The following is a 16,524-nucleotide window of genomic DNA, read 5'->3' as shown; positions in this document are numbered from 1 at the left end:
CCGTCCCGTACCCCGGGCTGGGGCGACCTGACGGACTCGGGGCGGTCCGGTGAGGCTTTCCTCATGGGTTCGTCGCGACGGCCTTCCGTGGGCCTCGTGTCGCGCCGTTCGGCCGGCTGGGGACGGCGGGCGAACGGTTTTCCACAGGGGTGGTCCGCGGCGGCGGGAGCGCGCACAGTGGAGTCATGCGGGGGTGGTGGCGCGAGATCTCCGGGCTGGTGCTGCCTGTCGCCTGTGGAGGCTGCGGCAGGCCGCGCACCGTCCTGTGCGCGGAATGCGCGGGCGCGCTGACCGGGACCGGGCCGCGCAGGGTGCGGCCGGAGCCCGAGCCGGCGGGGCTGCCGGTGGTCCACGCCGTCGCGCCGTACGCCGATTCCGTACGGGAACTCCTCCTCGCTCACAAGGAGCGCGGGGCACTGGCGCTCGCCGGGCCCCTGGGCGAGGCGCTCGCCGCCGCCGTGACGGCCGCCGCGGGGCCCGCCACGGGCCTCGGCTCCCCTCCGCTGCTCCTCGTACCGGTGCCGTCCTCACGGAGCTCGGTGAGGGCACGTGGCCACGATCCGACGCGGCGGATCGCACGGGCGGCGGCCGCCCGGCTGCGGCGCGAGGGGCGGGTCGCGCGGGTCGTGTCCGTCCTGCGGCAGCGGCGGTACGTGGCGGACCAGGCGGGTCTCGGAGCGCGCGGGCGGCTGGCGAATCTCTCCGGGGCGCTGGAGGTCGTGCCGGGCGGTGCGCGTCTCGCCGAGGCCGGAAGGGTGGTTCTCGTGGACGACTTGATGACGACGGGTGCTTCGCTCGCGGAGGCGGCGCGGGCCCTCGACGCGGTACATCTTCCGTTCATTCCTGGATTACCGCGGGGATTGGCTGAGAGATCCCCGGAAAGATCGCCGGAACGGTCCGCGCAGCACGGATTCGAACAGCGTCGGGCGGCTGTGATCGCATCCTCTCCCGCTTCGTTCGAAATAAACCGGAACTCGCCAGGAACTTGGATCGTTGCAGGTGGTGAGAGGTGAAAGCACCCGAACGGAGGTATGTCGCGGTAGCGGGTGCCGACACCCGTCCGAAGGGGCTATGTTCGGTTGTGAGGAATGGCGAATGCCACTGCCTCGCCGAATACATGGTTGCGCCTACAGGACAGGAGTTCAGGGCGAATTAACCTCGTGTCGATGGGGTGGGGATCTTGTCGACTGGGGAGGAGGAGGTGAAAGTCGCCAAGTCCGAGCTCCGGTAACCACCGGAGTCTGGTGCAAAGGGAGATGCCCGGCGGCCAAGGAGCCGACCAGGGCGATCCGGGAACGGAGTTCTGCGTGGACATCGTCGTCAAGGGCCGCAAGACCGAGGTGCCCGAGCGGTTCCGCAAGCACGTGGCCGAGAAGCTGAAGCTGGAGAAGATCCAGAAGCTCGACGGCAAGGTGATCAGCCTCGACGTCGAGGTGTCCAAGGAGCACAACCCGCGGCAGGCCGACAGGTCCGACCGCGTGGAGATCACCCTCCACTCCCGAGGCCCGGTGATCCGGGCGGAAGCGGCGGCAGGCGACCCGTACGCAGCCCTCGACCTCGCCAGCGACAAGCTGGAGGCCCGGCTGCGGAAGCAGCACGACAAGCGGTACACCCGCCGTGGCAGCGGCAGGCTGTCGGCAGCGGAGGTCGGGGACGTGGTGCCCGGCGCCGCACAGCTCAACGGAGACGGTCAGCTGGTCGCCGACGAGTCCGACAAGGTGCCCACCACGATGATGGGCTCGATCGAGGTTCAGGGCGAAGGCCCGCTGGTGGTGCGCGAGAAGACCCACCGGGCCGCCCCCATGACGCTCGACCAGGCGCTCTATGAGATGGAGCTGGTCGGCCACGACTTCTATCTGTTCGTCGACTCGGACAACAAGCAGCCGAGCGTCGTCTACCGACGACACGCGTACGACTACGGCGTCATCCACCTGGAGAGCGACCCGCTCGCAGAAGGCGGCGGCGCCGGCGGTGCGCTCGGCGGCTGACGCGCCGCCATCGCATCAACCACCTACCTCAGGTGTCCCCCAGGGTGCCCCTGGAGCGCGGTTCGCGCCCCCAGGGGCACCCCCGTGCGCCCATGGGTAACCCCACGCACCGCCGGGGCATGAAATCATGGCGTGCACGCCAACCGGTGCTCATCGAGCAGCGGTTGGAGGACCGGAAACGAATTCAGGCCACGGCCTTCAGGGGGAGGAACGATGGCGGACAGCTTCGGGCCGGTGCTCAGGGGGCGTGAGGCCTTTGGCGCGGCCACTCCGGAGAGCGCACCGGAGGGATCGGATTCGGACAGCGGCGACTGTCGCCCGGAGCCGATTCGGGTCCTTGTGGTGGACGATCACGCCCTCTTCCGGCGTGGTCTGGAGATCGTCCTCGCGCAGGAGGAGGACATCCAGGTCGTCGGCGAGGCCGGCGACGGGGCCGAGGCGGTCGACAAGGCCGCCGATCTGCTGCCCGACATCATCCTGATGGACGTGAGGATGCCCCGGCGCGGTGGCATCGAGGCCTGCACCTCCATCAAGGAGGTGGCCCCCAGTGCGAAGATCATCATGCTGACGATCAGCGACGAGGAGGCGGACCTCTACGAAGCGATCAAGGCCGGGGCGACCGGCTACCTCCTCAAGGAGATCTCCACCGACGAGGTCGCGACGGCGATCCGCGCGGTCGCCGACGGACAGTCGCAGATCAGCCCGTCGATGGCGTCCAAACTCCTCACCGAGTTCAAGTCGATGATCCAGCGCACCGACGAGCGCAGGCTCGTGCCCGCGCCCCGGCTGACGGACCGCGAGCTGGAGGTGCTGAAGCTCGTCGCGACCGGAATGAACAACCGGGACATCGCCAAGGAGCTGTTCATCTCCGAGAACACGGTGAAGAACCACGTGCGGAACATCCTGGAGAAGCTTCAGCTGCACTCCCGCATGGAGGCCGTGGTCTACGCGATGCGGGAGAAGATCCTCGAGATCCGGTAGGGCGCCCGACGGGCCGCTCGGTCCGATGGGTGCTCGGTCCGACGGGCGCTCAATCCGAAGGGCCGCTCAGCTCAGGGCCCGTACCAGCTCCGGGACGAGCTCCGGGTGGTTCACGCGCTCCGGGACCACGGAGACCGCGTCGCAGCCGACCCACTCGGCCGCCTCTCGCAGCGCCCGCGCCACCGCCGGTACGGCCTTGGGGCCGTCCAGGGTGACCTGCCGGGCCACGAGCGTGCCGCCCTCGCGCGCCGGGTCCACCCGGCCGACCAGACGCCCTCCGGCCAGGACCGGCATCGCGAAGTAGCCGTGCACCCGCTTCTGCTTCGGCACGTACGCCTCCAGGCGGTGCGTGAAGCCGAAGATCCGCTCCGTCCGCGCCCGCTCCCAGATCAGCGAGTCGAACGGCGAGAGCAGCGTCGTCCGGTGCCGGCCGCGCGGCTCGGAGGCCAGCGCCGCCGGGTCCGCCCACGCGGGCTTCCCCCAGCCCGCCACCGTGACAGGGACGAGCCCCGAGGCCTCGACCACGGCGTCGAACTGCTCGCCCTTGATGCGGTGGTAGTCGGCGATGTCCGCGCGTGTGCCCACGCCCAGCGCCTCGCCCGCCTGCCGCACCAGGCGCCGCACGCACTCCCTGTCGTCGAGCTCGTCATGGAGCAGCGCCTGCGGGATCGCCCGCTCCGCCAGGTCGTAGACGCGCTTCCAGCCGCGCCGCTCGACCACCACCACCTCACCGAACATCAGCGCCCGCTCGACGGCGATCTTCCCGTCGGACCAGTCCCACCACTCGCCCTTGTTCTTCGCGCCGCCCAGCTCCGTCGCCGTCTGCGGGCCCTCGGCCCGCAGCTGGTCGACCACCTTGCCGTACGCCCCGGCCGGCAGGTCGTGATACCAGTGCGGGCGGTCGCGGTAGGCGCGGCGGCGGAAGGCGAAGTGGGGCCACTCCTCGATCGGCAGGACACAGGCGGCGTGCGACCAGTACTCGAAGGCGTGGGGTCGTGCCGCGGGCGCGCTGTCGGGCGCGGCGGTCCAGTAGGCGTCCTCGACCGTCGTACGGCCCACGGCGCCCAGGCGCGCGTACGGGATGAGCTCGTGCGAGCGGGCCAGGACGGAGATCGTGTCGAGCTGGACCTGCCCGAGGGCGCGCAGCACCCCGCGGACCCCGGACCTGCGGTCGGGCGCGCCCAGGAACCCCTGGGCGCGGAGCGCGATCCGGCGGGCTTCGTCGGCGGACAGTTCGGCGGCGGGGCGCGGCGCAGTCGTCATGCATCGCACCCTAGATCCCGGCACCGACAGTCGGGCCGGGGGTCAGGTCTGGGCGGGCTGATCGCGGGCGGGGAGGTACGGCAACGGGCTCGGCAGACCGAAGTCGGAGGGGAGCAGGGCGCCGCTCCAGCAGTCCCGGAGCGTGCCCTTGTTGACGAGGCCGGCGCGCTGGACGCCCTCCAGGGCGAAGCCGACGCGCTCGGCCACCGCGCGCGAGCCGGCGTTGCCCACCTCCGCGCGCCAGAGGAGACGGACGCAGCCCAGGCCCGTGAACGCCCAGTGGGCCAGGGCCCGGACGATCTCCGTCATGTAGCCCTGGCCCCGGGCCTCCTCGCGCAGCCAGAAGCCGACCTCCCAGACGCCCGAGCCGCGGCTGGTCAGCGCGGCCGCCGCGAGGAGCGGGCCGCCGGCCACCGGCTCGGCGGCGAAGGCGTACTCCGAGTCGTCGCGCCAGCCGTCCGGCACCATCCGGTGCAGGAAGAACTCCGCGTCCTGCCGCGTGTACGGGTCCGGGACGACCGTCCAGCGCCGGATGGTCGGGTCCTGGCAGATTTCGTACACCGCGTCGAGGTCGCCGGGGATGAAGTTCCGCAGGCGCAGTCGGTCGGTGGTGAGGGTGATCGGCTCCATGACTGGATTGTGGTGAGCGACCCGACCGGAAGCGAACACTTTTCGGGTGGGGCGGCACCTTCCGCCCACCTCGGGCGTTCTCTTTGAGGGTGGCCTCGCGGCTCGGGCACTGCGGGCCTCCCTTCGCGAGGGCGGTCTCGCTTACGATGGCCGTTGCGGTGGGGACCACCTGCCGTGCCCGCGCTCGCGTCGATCACAAGACCCAGTGCCAGGCCCGACCGGCAAGGAGACCAGCCTCAGTGTCCGTCTTCAACAAGCTCATGCGTGCAGGCGAAGGCAAGATCCTGCGCAAACTGCACCGCATCGCGGACCAGGTCAACTCCATCGAAGAGGACTTCGTCAACCTCTCCGACGCCGAGTTGAGGGCGCTCACCGATGAGTACAAGCAGCGGTACGCCGACGGTGAGAGCCTCGACGACCTGATGCCGGAAGCGTTCGCGACGGTCCGCGAGGCCGCCAAGCGCGTCCTCGGACAGCGCCACTACGACGTCCAGCTCATGGGCGGTGCCGCGCTCCACCTCGGCTACGTCGCCGAGATGAAGACCGGTGAGGGCAAGACCCTCGTCGGCACGCTCCCGGCGTACCTCAACGCGCTCTCCGGCAAGGGCGTGCACCTGATCACGGTCAACGACTACCTGGCCGAGCGCGACTCCGAGATGATGGGCCGGGTCCACAAGTTCCTGGGGCTCCAGGTCGGCTGCATCCTCGCCAACATGACCCCGGCCCAGCGCCGTGAGCAGTACGCCTGCGACATCACGTACGGCACCAACAACGAGTTCGGTTTCGACTACCTCCGCGACAACATGGCGTGGTCCCAGGACGAGCTCGTCCAGCGCGGCCACAACTTCGCCTGTGTCGACGAGGTCGACTCGATCCTCGTCGACGAGGCCCGTACGCCGCTGATCATCTCCGGCCCGGCCGACCAGGCCACCAAGTGGTACGGCGACTTCGCCAAGCTCGTCACCCGCCTCTCGAAGGGCGAGCCCGGCAACCCGCTCAAGGGCATCGAGGAGACCGGCGACTACGAGGTCGACGAGAAGAAGCGCACCGTCGCCATCCACGAGGCCGGTGTCGCCAAGGTCGAGGACTGGCTGGGCATCGACAACCTCTACGAGTCGGTGAACACCCCGCTCGTCGGGTACTTGAACAACGCCATCAAGGCGAAGGAACTGTTCAAGAAGGACAAGGACTACGTCGTCATGGACGGCGAAGTCATGATCGTCGACGAGCACACCGGCCGAATCCTCGCCGGCCGCCGTTACAACGAGGGCATGCACCAGGCCATCGAGGCGAAGGAAGGGGTGGCGATCAAGGACGAGAACCAGACCCTCGCCACGATCACCCTGCAGAACTTCTTCCTCCTGTACTCGAAGCTGTCGGGCATGACCGGTACGGCCATGACCGAGGCCGCCGAGTTCCACCAGATCTACAAGCTGGGCGTCGTCCCGATCCCCACGAACAGGCCGATGATCCGCAAGGACCAGTCCGACCTGATCTACCGGACCGAGGTCGCCAAGTTCGCCGCCGTCGTCGACGACATCGCGGAGAAGCACGAGAAGGGTCAGCCGATCCTCGTCGGCACGACCTCCGTCGAGAAGTCCGAGTACCTCTCGCAGCAGCTCTCCAAGCGCGGCGTGCAGCACGAGGTCCTCAACGCCAAGCACCACGACCGCGAGGCCAGCATCGTCGCGCAGGCCGGCCGCCGCGGCGCCGTCACCGTCGCCACGAACATGGCCGGTCGCGGTACGGACATCAAGCTCGGCGGCAACCCGGACGACCTCGCCGAGGCCGAGCTGCGCCAGGCCGGTCTCGACCCGGTCGACCACGTCGAGGAGTGGGCCGCGGCCCTCCCCGCCGCCCTGGAGCGCGCCAAGAAGGCGGTGCAGGCGGAGTTCGAGGAGGTCAAGGGCCTCGGCGGTCTCTACGTGCTCGGCACCGAGCGCCACGAGTCCCGCCGTATCGACAACCAGCTCCGCGGCCGCTCCGGCCGTCAGGGCGACCCGGGCGAGTCCCGCTTCTACCTCTCGCTCGGCGACGACCTGATGCGTCTGTTCAAGGCGCAGATGGTCGAGCGCGTGATGGCCATGGCCAACGTGCCGGACGACGTGCCGATCGAGAACAAGATGGTCACGCGGGCGATCGCCTCCGCCCAGTCGCAGGTCGAGACGCAGAACTTCGAGACGCGTAAGAACGTCCTGAAGTACGACGACGTCCTCAACCGGCAGCGTCAGGTCATCTACGGCGAGCGCCGCCGCGTCCTGGAGGGCGAGGACCTGCACGAGCAGATCCAGCACTTCATGGACGACACGATCGACGACTACATCCGCCAGGAGACCGCCGAGGGCTTCGCGGAGGAGTGGGACCTCGACCGTCTGTGGAACGCGTTCAAGCAGCTCTACCCGGTGAAGGTCACCGTCGACGAACTGGAGGACGCGGCCGGGGACCGGGCCGGCATCACCGCCGAGTTCATCGCCCAGTCGGTCAAGGACGACATCCACGAGCAGTACGACGCCCGTGAGAAGCAGCTCGGCTCGGAGATCATGCGCGAGCTGGAGCGGCGCGTGGTCCTGTCGGTCCTGGACCGCAAGTGGCGCGAGCACCTCTACGAGATGGACTACCTCCAGGAGGGTATCGGCCTGCGCGCCATGGCGCAGAAGGACCCGCTGGTCGAGTACCAGCGCGAGGGCTTCGACATGTTCACCGCCATGATGGAGGGCATCAAGGAGGAGTCCGTCGGCTACCTGTTCAACCTGGAGGTCCAGGTCGAGCAGCAGGTCGAGGAGGTCCCGGTGCAGGCGAGCGCTCCTTCGCTCGACAAGGCCGACGCGGTGGCGTCCGGCGCCGGGAACGGCCGTCCGGAGATCCGTGCCAAGGGGCTCGACGCGCCGCAGCGGCCGGACCGGCTGCACTTCTCCGCGCCGACCGTCGACGGCGACGGCGGGGTCGTCGAGGGCGACTTCGCCTCCGACGACGAGTCCGGCGACGGGATGACGCGGGCGGAGCGTCGCAAGGCGCAGAAGAACGCGAGCGGTGGGCGTCGCCGCAAGAAGTAAGGCGTTGCCGCCGAGGGCCCTGACGAAGGGGCACTGACGCGGTGGGTTCGGTGTGAGGGGTCGGTCGCCCGGGGGGTGGCCGACCCCTTCGTCGTGCCTGGGGGTGAGGGGTGGGTGGTGGGGGTGCCGGTGCGTGGGGTGGGGCGTCGCGGCGGGTCAGGGGCGGCGGGGGGTCGCGCCGAAGCCGTCGAGTTCTACGGCGGCGCAGCGCCAGCGCTGGTCGGCGCCGCGCTCCAGGCGGAACGCCATGGCCCGGACGCGATGGCCGGTCGCGATGCTCGCGAAGGCCTCCATGACCGTGCGCCGGGGGTCCAGCTGTACGGAGCAGCGGCGCAGGACGGGGCGGGGGCCGAACGAGCGCAGGGGCGTCGCCGGGGCGAGCAGGACGAGCTGCTCGTACGCCTCGCCGACGGTGTGGCCGAGCATCCAGTGGACCGGCCGCTCCCCGCTGAGCACGGCGAGCAGGCGCTCCGCGAACGCGGTGTGCGTGGGAAGGGCGCGGGGCGGGGTGCGGGGGTGGGTGCCCGCGCTGCCACGGGGGCGGGTGCCGGCGGGGCCGCTGGGGGCGGTGCGGGGGCGGGGGGTGCGCGGGCGGGTGGTGACTGTGGTGGGTGGGGTGGCCGTGGGGGTGGTGGTGGCCGTGGTGGTGGCGGGGGATGCGGTGGGAGTGGTGGGGAGCGTGGCGGTCGTGGTGTTCATGGCGAGCCCCTGTCGTTGCGTAACCGAGTGGTACCAGTCGGTAACTTCCGTTGGGGATCTTGTACGGGTGGGGTCCGGGGCCCCGCAAGGAGTCCGGGGCCGCGGAGTCGTCCCGCCGGCGATTCACCTATCCGGGTGACGCGGTGGAAAAACCGCTCTTCAGGGCCTTGGCGGGGTGCGCTGACGGTGGACGAGCCGGGAGTTCGGCCCGCCACCCCGAAGGGGGACTCCGCACGTATCCTGAGGGCCTCTCCGTCTACGAAAGCGGCCAGCCATGCGCGTGTACGTCCCCCTGACCCTCCCCGGGCTCGCACAGGCGCACAAGGCCGGCGAGCTGGGCCCCGGCCCGCTGACCGCCTACGCCGTCACCCCCGCGCTGCGCGAGTGGTACGTCTCCGACGACATCGAGGAGCTGGAGTACGCGGCGCTCAACCGGGCCGCCTCCGCCTCCCTGCGGCTCCTCGCCGGTGACCCCGGGGCGCCGCGGCGCCGGGTCGTCGTCGCCGTCGACGTGGCCGACAAGGACGCGACCGTCGATCCCGACCGGGGGCTCGACGCCGGCTCGATCGGCGAGGTCCGGGTCGCCGGTGCCGTACCGCTGGCCAGGGCCGCGGCGGTGCACGCCGACGCGGACGACGCGGAGGCGGACGTCACCGCGGCGGCCGCCGCGCTGGGGGCGGCGGATCAGGGCGACGACGACGCGCGGTTCGTGGTGGACGGAGCCGAGGACCATGAGCTGCTGTGGTTCGGGGTGCAGGAGATTCCCGGGTTGCTGGGGTAGTTCGGGGTGGGACCGGGCCGGGTCGGGCCGGGCCGGGCCTGGCCTGGCCTGGGCTGGGGGCGGGGGCCGGTGGGGTTCGTTGTCCGAGGCGGCCGGTACCGTTTTTCCATGGGGAAGCACGGTAAGCATCTGGTCTGGGACTGGAACGGCACACTGCTCGACGACATCAGCGCGGTGATCGGGGCGTCGAACGCGGCGTTCGCCGAGATCGGGCTCGAGCCGATCACGCTGGAGCGGTACCGCGAGCTGTACATGGTGCCGGTGCCGAAGTTCTACGAACGGCTCATGGGGCGGCTGCCGACCGACGAGGAGTGGACCGTCATGGACGGCGCCTTCCACCGGCACTACTGGGTGCGGGCGGAGGCGTGCGCGCTCACGCTCGGCGCGGCGGAGCTGTTGGCGGCGCGGCAGGACTCCGGGTTCACGCAGTCGCTGCTGTCGCTCGCGCCGCACGCGGAGCTCATACCGCTCGTGCGGCGCCACGGGATCGCCGAGCGGTTCGTCCGGATGGACGGGCGGGTCGGCGACTCGACGGACGGGAAGTCCGGGCACATGGTGCGGCATCTGGAGGCGCTCCGTGTCCCCGCGGACCGGGTCGTCGTCATCGGCGACGCGGCGGACGACGCGGTGGCGGCGGCGCATGTCGGCGCTCGGGCGGTGCTGTACACCGGGGGGTCGCACAGTCGGGCGTCGCTGGAGCGGGTGGGGGTGCCGGTGGTCGACTCGCTGGCGGAGGCGGTGTCGGTGGCGGAGGAGTTGGTGTAGCGCGGGCCGGGTCTGCCGTTGCGGTGGGGCGGGCCGGTGGTGCGGGCCGGTGGTGCGGTGCGGGCCCGTGGGGGTGCGCCCGGCCTTCGGCCGGGCTGGGGTTCCCACCCGCACCCCCCGTACAACTTCGACGTCGACCTCAGGTCTTCCCGTGGGTGGCCGACCACCGTCGGCGGCCCCCTGGCCGGTGGGGGCGGGAACCTGCCGTCGTAAGCCGCCACCGGGCGGTGGGCGGGAGCCCGGGCCGTACCGCCGACACCGGCCCGTGCGGCGCGGGGGGACCCGCCGTCGTGCGTCGGCACCGGGCCGTGGGGGAGCGGTGGCGGCGTTCTGCGTAGGGGTCAGGACTTGGTTCGGAGGATCTTGAGGAATTCGCGCATCCAGGTGGGGTGGTCCGGCCAGGCTCGGGAGGAGACCAGGAGGCCGTCGACCACGGCCGCCGCGTCCTGGAAGGTCGCTCCGGCCGCCTGCATGTCGAGTTCCAGGGCCGGGTACGCCGTGACCCTGCGGCCCTCCAGGCCGCCGATCGCCGCCGTCAGGAGCGGGCCGTGACAGATCTGGGCCACCGGCTTGTCCGCGTCGAAGAAGGCCTTCAGGATCTTGCGGAGCTCCGGGTCGTTGCGCAGGTACTCCGGGGCCCGGCCACCCGGGATGACCACCGCCAGGTACGCGCCCGGGTCGACCTCCGAGAAGGCCAGGTCCGCGGGCCACGTGTAGCCCGGCTTCTCGGTGTACGTGTCGAAGCCCGGCTCGAAGTCGTGGACGACGAAGCGGAGCTGCTTACGGGCCGGGGCGGCGATGTCGACCTCGTAACCCTCCTCCAGGAGCCGCTGGTAGGGGTACATCACCTCAAGGGACTCCGCCGCGTCACCGGTCACGATCAGGATCTTCGCCATGGCTCTCCCAGGTCACAGATGGTCGGTCTGTCGTGCTGTGCCCATGCTTGCGCACACGCCGCCCCCGGCGGGCCGCTTTGCCAAGAGACACGTGTCGCTGTCCATAACGTCAAACTTGGCCCGCTCTTTTGTACGCATACGGCTCATGACGGTTCGGGGGGCGGGGGCGATAGGCTTTTGCCCGTGATCAGCGCGATACGCCGTGGGGGCAGCGAAGCCCCCGGCTGCCGCCCGGACCGCCACGGCGGCCGGGCCGACCGTGCGTTCGCCGATCCTTCCCGTCCGGACGCGCCACGCTCCGTGGCCGATATCGATCCGGGCATCTCTCATCGGGGCATAACGTCGTCTTCGACCGGAATCACCGCGTCGTGGCGTTGTGTCCTTTCTTCCACCGACGTCACGCAACGGCGCGCGACAGGAGTCAGAGGACATGCAGACCAAGCTGGACGAAGCCAAGGCCGAGCTGCTCGAAAGGGCCGCTCGGGTAGCTGAGCACAGCCCGGTCGGGGGGCGACTTCCGACGGGCCCGGAGGGTGCTGGGGAGCACCCGGACCGGGACACCGTGCTCGAATACCTCCAGCGGTACTACCTGCACACCGCGCCGGAGGACCTCGGCGACCGGGACCCGGTCGACGTGTTCGGCGCCGCGCTCTCTCACTACCGGCTCGCGGAGAACCGCCCGCAGGGCACCGCGAACGTGCGCGTCCACACCCCGACGGTGGAGGAGAACGGCTGGACCAGCAGCCACTCCGTCGTCGAGGTCGTCACCGACGACATGCCCTTCCTCGTCGACTCCGTCACCAACGAGCTGTCCCGCCAGGGTCGCGGCATCCACGTCGTGATCCACCCGCAGGTCCTCGTCCGCCGTGACGTCGCCGGAAAGCTCATCGAGGTCCTCGCCGCCCAGATCCAGGGCGAGCTGCCGCACGACGCGATCACCGAGTCGTGGATCCACGTCGAGATCGACCGCGAGACCGACCGCGCCGACCTCAAGCAGATCACCGCCGACCTGCTGCGCGTCCTGTCCGACGTCCGCGAGACGGTCGAGGACTGGGACAAGATGCGCGACGCCGCGCTGCGGATCGCCGAGGGCCTCCCCGCCGAGCCCACCGCCTCCGACCTGCGGCCGACCGAGGTGGAGGAGGCCCGCGAGCTGCTGCGCTGGCTCGCCGACGACCACTTCACCTTCCTCGGCTACCGCGAGTACGAGCTCGTCAACGGCGACGCCCTGTCCGCCGTGCCCGGCACCGGCCTCGGCATCCTGCGCTCCGACCCGCAGCACGGCGGCGAGGACCAGGGCCACCACGCCCACCCCGTCTCGCCCTCCTTCAGCCGGCTGCCCGCCGACGCCCGCGCGAAGGCCCGCGAGCACAAGCTGCTGATCCTGACGAAGGCCAACAGCCGGGCGACCGTGCACCGCCCCTCGTACCTCGACTACGTCGGCGTGAAGAAGTTCGACGCCGACGGCAACGTCGTCGGTGAGCGGCGCTTCCTCGGACTGTTCTCGTCCGCCGCCTACACCGAGTCCGTGCGGCGCGTCCCCGTCGTCAAGCGCAAGGTCCAGGAGGTCCTGGCGGGCGCCGGCTTCTCGCCGAACAGCCACGACGGCCGCGACCTGCTCCAGATCCTGGAGACCTACCCGCGCGACGAGCTCTTCCAGACCCCGGTCGACCAGCTCCGGTCCATCGTCACCAGCGTCCTGTACCTCCAGGAGCGGCGCCGGCTGCGCCTCTACCTGCGCCAGGACGAGTACGGCCGCTACTACTCGGCCCTCGTCTACCTGCCGCGCGACCGCTACACCACCCGCGTCCGGCTGCGGATCATCGACATCCTGAAGGAGGAGCTCGACGGCACCAGCGTCGACTTCACCGCCTGGAACACCGAGTCGATCCTCTCCCGTCTGCACTTCGTCGTCCGCGTCAAGCCCGGCACCGAGCTCGCCAAGCTGACCGACGCCGACGTCGACCGCATCGAGACCCGGCTCGTCGAGGCCGCCCGCTCCTGGGCCGACGGCTTCGGCGAGGCCCTCAACGCCGAGTGCGGCGAGGAGCGCGCCGCCGAGCTGCTGCGCCGCTACGGCAACGCCTTCCCCGAGGGCTACAAGGCCGACCACTCGCCGCGCGCGGCCGTCGCCGACCTGGTCCACCTGGAGGCCCTCGCCCGTACGGACAAGGACTTCGCGCTCTCGCTGTACGAGCCCGTCGTCGCCGGCCCCGGCGAGCGCCGCTTCAAGATCTACAAGACCGGCGACCCGATCTCCCTCTCCGCCGTCCTGCCGGTCCTGAACCGGCTCGGCGTCGAGGTCACCGACGAGCGCCCGTACGAGCTGCGCTGCTCCGACCGCACCCACGCCTGGGTCTACGACTTCGGTCTGCGGATGCCGGCCCCGACCGGCAACGGCGGCGACTACCTCGGCGACGACGCCCGCGAGCGCTTCCAGGAGGCCTTCGCCGCCACCTGGACCGGCGAGGCCGAGAACGACAACTTCAACTCCCTCGTCCTCTCCGCCGGGCTCACCTGGCGCGAGGCGATGGTGCTGCGCGCCTACGCGAAGTACCTGCGCCAGGCCGGTTCGACCTTCAGCCAGGACTACATGGAGGACACCCTCCGCAACAACGTCCACACCACCCGGCTGCTCGTCTCCCTTTTCGAGGCCCGGATGGCGCCGGAGCGCCAGCGCGCCGGCACCGAGCTGACCGACGGCATCCTGGAGGAGTTGGACGGCGCCCTCGACCAGGTCGCGAGCCTGGACGAGGACCGGATCCTGCGGGCCTTCCTCACCGTCATCAAGGCCACCCTGCGGACGAACTTCTTCCAGAGCGTCAGCACGGGAAGCGGCAAGAAGAGTCAGACGTCGGCGGGCGGGAACTGGCCCTCCTACGTGTCGATGAAGTTCGACCCGCAGGCCATCCCCGACCTGCCGGCCCCGCGCCCCGCCTTCGAGATCTGGGTGTACTCGCCGCGCGTCGAGGGCGTCCACCTGCGCTTCGGCAAGGTCGCCCGAGGCGGCCTGCGCTGGTCCGACCGCCGCGAGGACTTCCGTACGGAGATCCTCGGCCTGGTCAAGGCGCAGATGGTGAAGAACACCGTCATCGTGCCCGTCGGCGCCAAGGGCGGCTTCGTCGCCAAGCAGCTCCCGGACCCGTCCGTGGACCGTGACGCCTGGCTCGCCGAGGGCATCGAGAGCTACAAGACCTTCATCTCGGCGCTGCTCGACATCACCGACAACCTGGTCGCGGGCGAGGTCGTGCCGCCGCTCGACGTGGTCCGCCACGACGAGGACGACACCTACCTCGTCGTCGCCGCCGACAAGGGCACCGCGACCTTCTCCGACATCGCCAACGGGGTCGCGGAGTCGTACGGCTTCTGGCTCGGCGACGCCTTCGCCTCCGGCGGCTCCGCCGGCTACGACCACAAGGGCATGGGCATCACCGCCCGCGGCGCCTGGGAGTCCGTCAAGCGCCACTTCCGCGAGCTCGGCCACGACACCCAGACCGAGGACTTCACGGTCGTCGGCGTCGGCGACATGTCCGGTGACGTCTTCGGCAACGGCATGCTGCTCAGCGAGCACATCCGCCTGGTCGCCGCCTTCGACCACCGGCACATCTTCATCGACCCCAACCCGGACGCGGCCGTCTCGTACGCCGAGCGCCGCCGCCTCTTCGACCTGCCCCGCTCGTCCTGGGCCGACTACGACACGTCGCTGCTCTCCTCCGGTGGTGGCATCCACCCCCGCAGCGCCAAGTCCATCCCGGTCAACGCGCAGGTCAGGGCCGCCCTCGGCATCGAGGAGGGCATCACCAAGATGACCCCGGCCGAGCTGATGAAGGCCGTGCTGCACGCCCCCGTCGACCTGCTGTGGAACGGCGGCATCGGTACGTACGTCAAGTCGTCCACCGAGTCGAACGCGGACGTCGGCGACAAGGCCAACGACGCCATCCGCGTCGACGGCCAGGACGTCCGCGCCCAGGTCATCGGCGAGGGCGGCAACCTCGGCGCGACCCAGCTCGGCCGCATCGAGTTCGCCCGCGCCGGCGGCCCCGGGGGGCAGGGCGGCAAGGTCAACACCGACGCCATCGACAACAGCGCCGGCGTCGACACCTCCGACCACGAGGTCAACATCAAGATCCTGCTCAACGGGCTCGTCGCCGAGGGCGACATGACCGTCAAGCAGCGCAACAAGATCCTCGCCGAGATGACCGACGAGGTCGGCACGCTCGTCCTGCGCAACAACTACGCGCAGAACACGGCCCTGGCCAACGCCGTCGCCCAGTCACCCTCGCTGCTCCACGCCCACCAGCGCTTCATGCGCCGCCTGGGCCGCGACGGCAACCTCTCGCGGGAGCTGGAGTTCCTGCCCAACGACCGGCAGATCCGCGAGCTGCTCAACAACGGCCGGGGCCTGAGCCAGCCGGAGCTCGCCGTCCTCCTCGCGTACACCAAGATCACGGTGGCCGACGAGCTGATCGGTACGGAGCTCCCGGACGACCCGTACCTGCGCGGGCTGCTCCACGCGTACTTCCCGACGCTGCTGCGCGAGAAGTTCACCGAGGCCGTCGACAGCCACGCCCTGCGCCGCGAGATCATCACCACGATCCTGGTCAACGACACCGTCAACACCGGTGGCTCGACCTTCCTGCACCGCCTCCGCGAGGAGACCGGCGCGTCGATCGAGGAGATCGTCCGCGCGCAGACCGCGGCCCGGGCGGTCTTCCGCCTCAGCCAGGTCTGGGACGCCGTCGAGGCCCTCGACAACCTGGTGCCCGCCGACGTCCAGACCCGGATGCGGCTGCACTCCCGCCGGCTCGTCGAGCGCGGCACGCGCTGGCTGCTCAACAACCGGCCGCAGCCGCTCCAGATCGGCGAGACCATCGAGTTCTTCGCCGACCGGCTGGAGGACGTCTGGGGCCGGCTGCCGGAGCTGCTGCGCGGCGCGGACCTGGAGTGGCACCGGTCGATCGTGGCCGAGCTGACCGAGGTCGGCGTGCCGGAGGCGCTCGCGCTGCGGGTCGCCGGCTTCTCGTCCGCCTTCCCGATCCTCGATGTCGTCGCGATCGCGGACCGGACGGGCAAGGAGCCGCTCGCGGTGGCCGAGGTCTACTACGACCTGGCCGACCGGCTGCGGATCACCGGCCTCATGGACCGGATCATCGAGCTGCCGCGCAGCGACCGCTGGCAGTCGATGGCCCGTGCCTCGATCCGTGAGGACCTGTTCGCGGCGCACGCCGCGCTCACGCAGGACGTCCTGACGGCGGGCAACGGCGCGTCGAGCCCGGAGGAGCGGTTCAAGGCCTGGGAGGAGAAGAACGCGGCGATCCTGGGCCGCGCGCGGACGACCCTGGAGGAGATCCAGGGCTCGGACACCTTCGACCTGGCGAACCTGTCGGTGGCCATGCGGACCATGCGCACGCTGCTGCGGTCGCACAGCTAGTCATGTAGTCATGGCATGACGTCGAAGGGCCCCGCCG

Annotated in this window: 11 protein-coding genes; 7 read left to right on the top strand and 4 right to left on the bottom strand. The window is 70.7% G+C overall.

Going from position 1 to position 16,524, the window contains the following annotated elements:
- The first annotated feature begins 185 nt into the window (after positions 1-185).
- The 3 genes from ACWFR1_RS28825 to ACWFR1_RS28815 all read left to right on the top strand — a co-directional run bounded on the left by ACWFR1_RS28825 (position 186) and on the right by ACWFR1_RS28815 (position 2,969).
- The gene (locus tag ACWFR1_RS28825) at positions 186-1,013 is read left to right on the top strand and encodes a ComF family protein (protein WP_453556125.1); all 828 of its coding nucleotides are present in this window, start codon (positions 186-188) and stop codon (positions 1,011-1,013) included.
- A 294-nt stretch (positions 1,014-1,307) separates the two neighbouring features.
- Positions 1,308-1,988, top strand: coding sequence for a ribosome hibernation-promoting factor, HPF/YfiA family (hpf, locus tag ACWFR1_RS28820; protein ID WP_453556123.1), 681 nt, complete (start codon positions 1,308-1,310; stop codon positions 1,986-1,988).
- Positions 1,989-2,201: 213 nt separating this feature from the next.
- A complete protein-coding gene (locus ACWFR1_RS28815) occupies positions 2,202-2,969 on the top strand; it encodes a response regulator (RefSeq protein WP_453556120.1) in 768 nt (255 codons plus the stop codon).
- 66 nt (positions 2,970-3,035) lie between these two features.
- Here ACWFR1_RS28815 and ACWFR1_RS28810 read toward each other — a convergent pair whose 3' ends face one another.
- Entirely contained in the window at positions 3,036-4,232 is a 1,197-nt protein-coding gene (locus ACWFR1_RS28810; protein ID WP_453556117.1) for a winged helix-turn-helix domain-containing protein, read from the bottom strand.
- 42 nt (positions 4,233-4,274) lie between these two features.
- The gene (locus ACWFR1_RS28805) at positions 4,275-4,862 is read right to left on the bottom strand and encodes a GNAT family N-acetyltransferase (protein ID WP_453556114.1); all 588 of its coding nucleotides are present in this window, start codon (positions 4,860-4,862) and stop codon (positions 4,275-4,277) included.
- Positions 4,863-5,101: 239 nt separating this feature from the next.
- On the opposite strand from ACWFR1_RS28805, the gene secA reads away from it, so the two are divergent.
- The gene (gene secA / locus ACWFR1_RS28800; RefSeq protein ID WP_453556111.1) at positions 5,102-7,915 is read left to right on the top strand and encodes a preprotein translocase subunit SecA; all 2,814 of its coding nucleotides are present in this window, start codon (positions 5,102-5,104) and stop codon (positions 7,913-7,915) included.
- A 156-nt stretch (positions 7,916-8,071) separates the two neighbouring features.
- Here the strand turns inward: secA and ACWFR1_RS28795 are convergent, their stop codons facing one another.
- Positions 8,072-8,614: an Rv3235 family protein gene (locus ACWFR1_RS28795; protein ID WP_453556108.1), complete on the bottom strand. Its 543-nt coding sequence runs from the start codon at positions 8,612-8,614 to the stop codon at positions 8,072-8,074.
- 274 nt (positions 8,615-8,888) lie between these two features.
- Between ACWFR1_RS28795 and ACWFR1_RS28790 the strand changes: the two genes are divergently transcribed.
- Both ACWFR1_RS28790 and ACWFR1_RS28785 read left to right on the top strand, forming a co-directional pair.
- A complete protein-coding gene (locus tag ACWFR1_RS28790) occupies positions 8,889-9,395 on the top strand; it encodes a DUF6912 family protein (protein WP_453556105.1) in 507 nt (168 codons plus the stop codon).
- 108 nt (positions 9,396-9,503) lie between these two features.
- On the top strand, positions 9,504-10,160 hold the full coding sequence (locus ACWFR1_RS28785; RefSeq protein WP_453556102.1) for an HAD family hydrolase: 657 nt from the start codon (positions 9,504-9,506) through the stop codon (positions 10,158-10,160).
- 341 nt (positions 10,161-10,501) lie between these two features.
- On the opposite strand, the gene ACWFR1_RS28780 is transcribed toward ACWFR1_RS28785, so the two are convergent.
- Positions 10,502-11,056 carry a DJ-1/PfpI family protein gene (locus tag ACWFR1_RS28780; protein WP_453556099.1) on the bottom strand — a complete coding sequence of 185 codons (555 nt, stop codon included), beginning with the start codon at positions 11,054-11,056 and terminating at the stop codon, positions 10,502-10,504.
- Positions 11,057-11,486: 430 nt separating this feature from the next.
- Here ACWFR1_RS28780 and ACWFR1_RS28775 point away from each other — a divergent pair, with 430 nt between their 5' ends.
- A complete protein-coding gene (locus tag ACWFR1_RS28775) occupies positions 11,487-16,487 on the top strand; it encodes an NAD-glutamate dehydrogenase (protein WP_453556096.1) in 5,001 nt (1,666 codons plus the stop codon).
- The last annotated feature ends 37 nt before the right edge of the window (positions 16,488-16,524 follow it).

This window comes from Streptomyces sp. NPDC055103, assembly GCF_053607625.1.
This window is presented reverse-complemented; position numbering and strand designations above follow the sequence as displayed.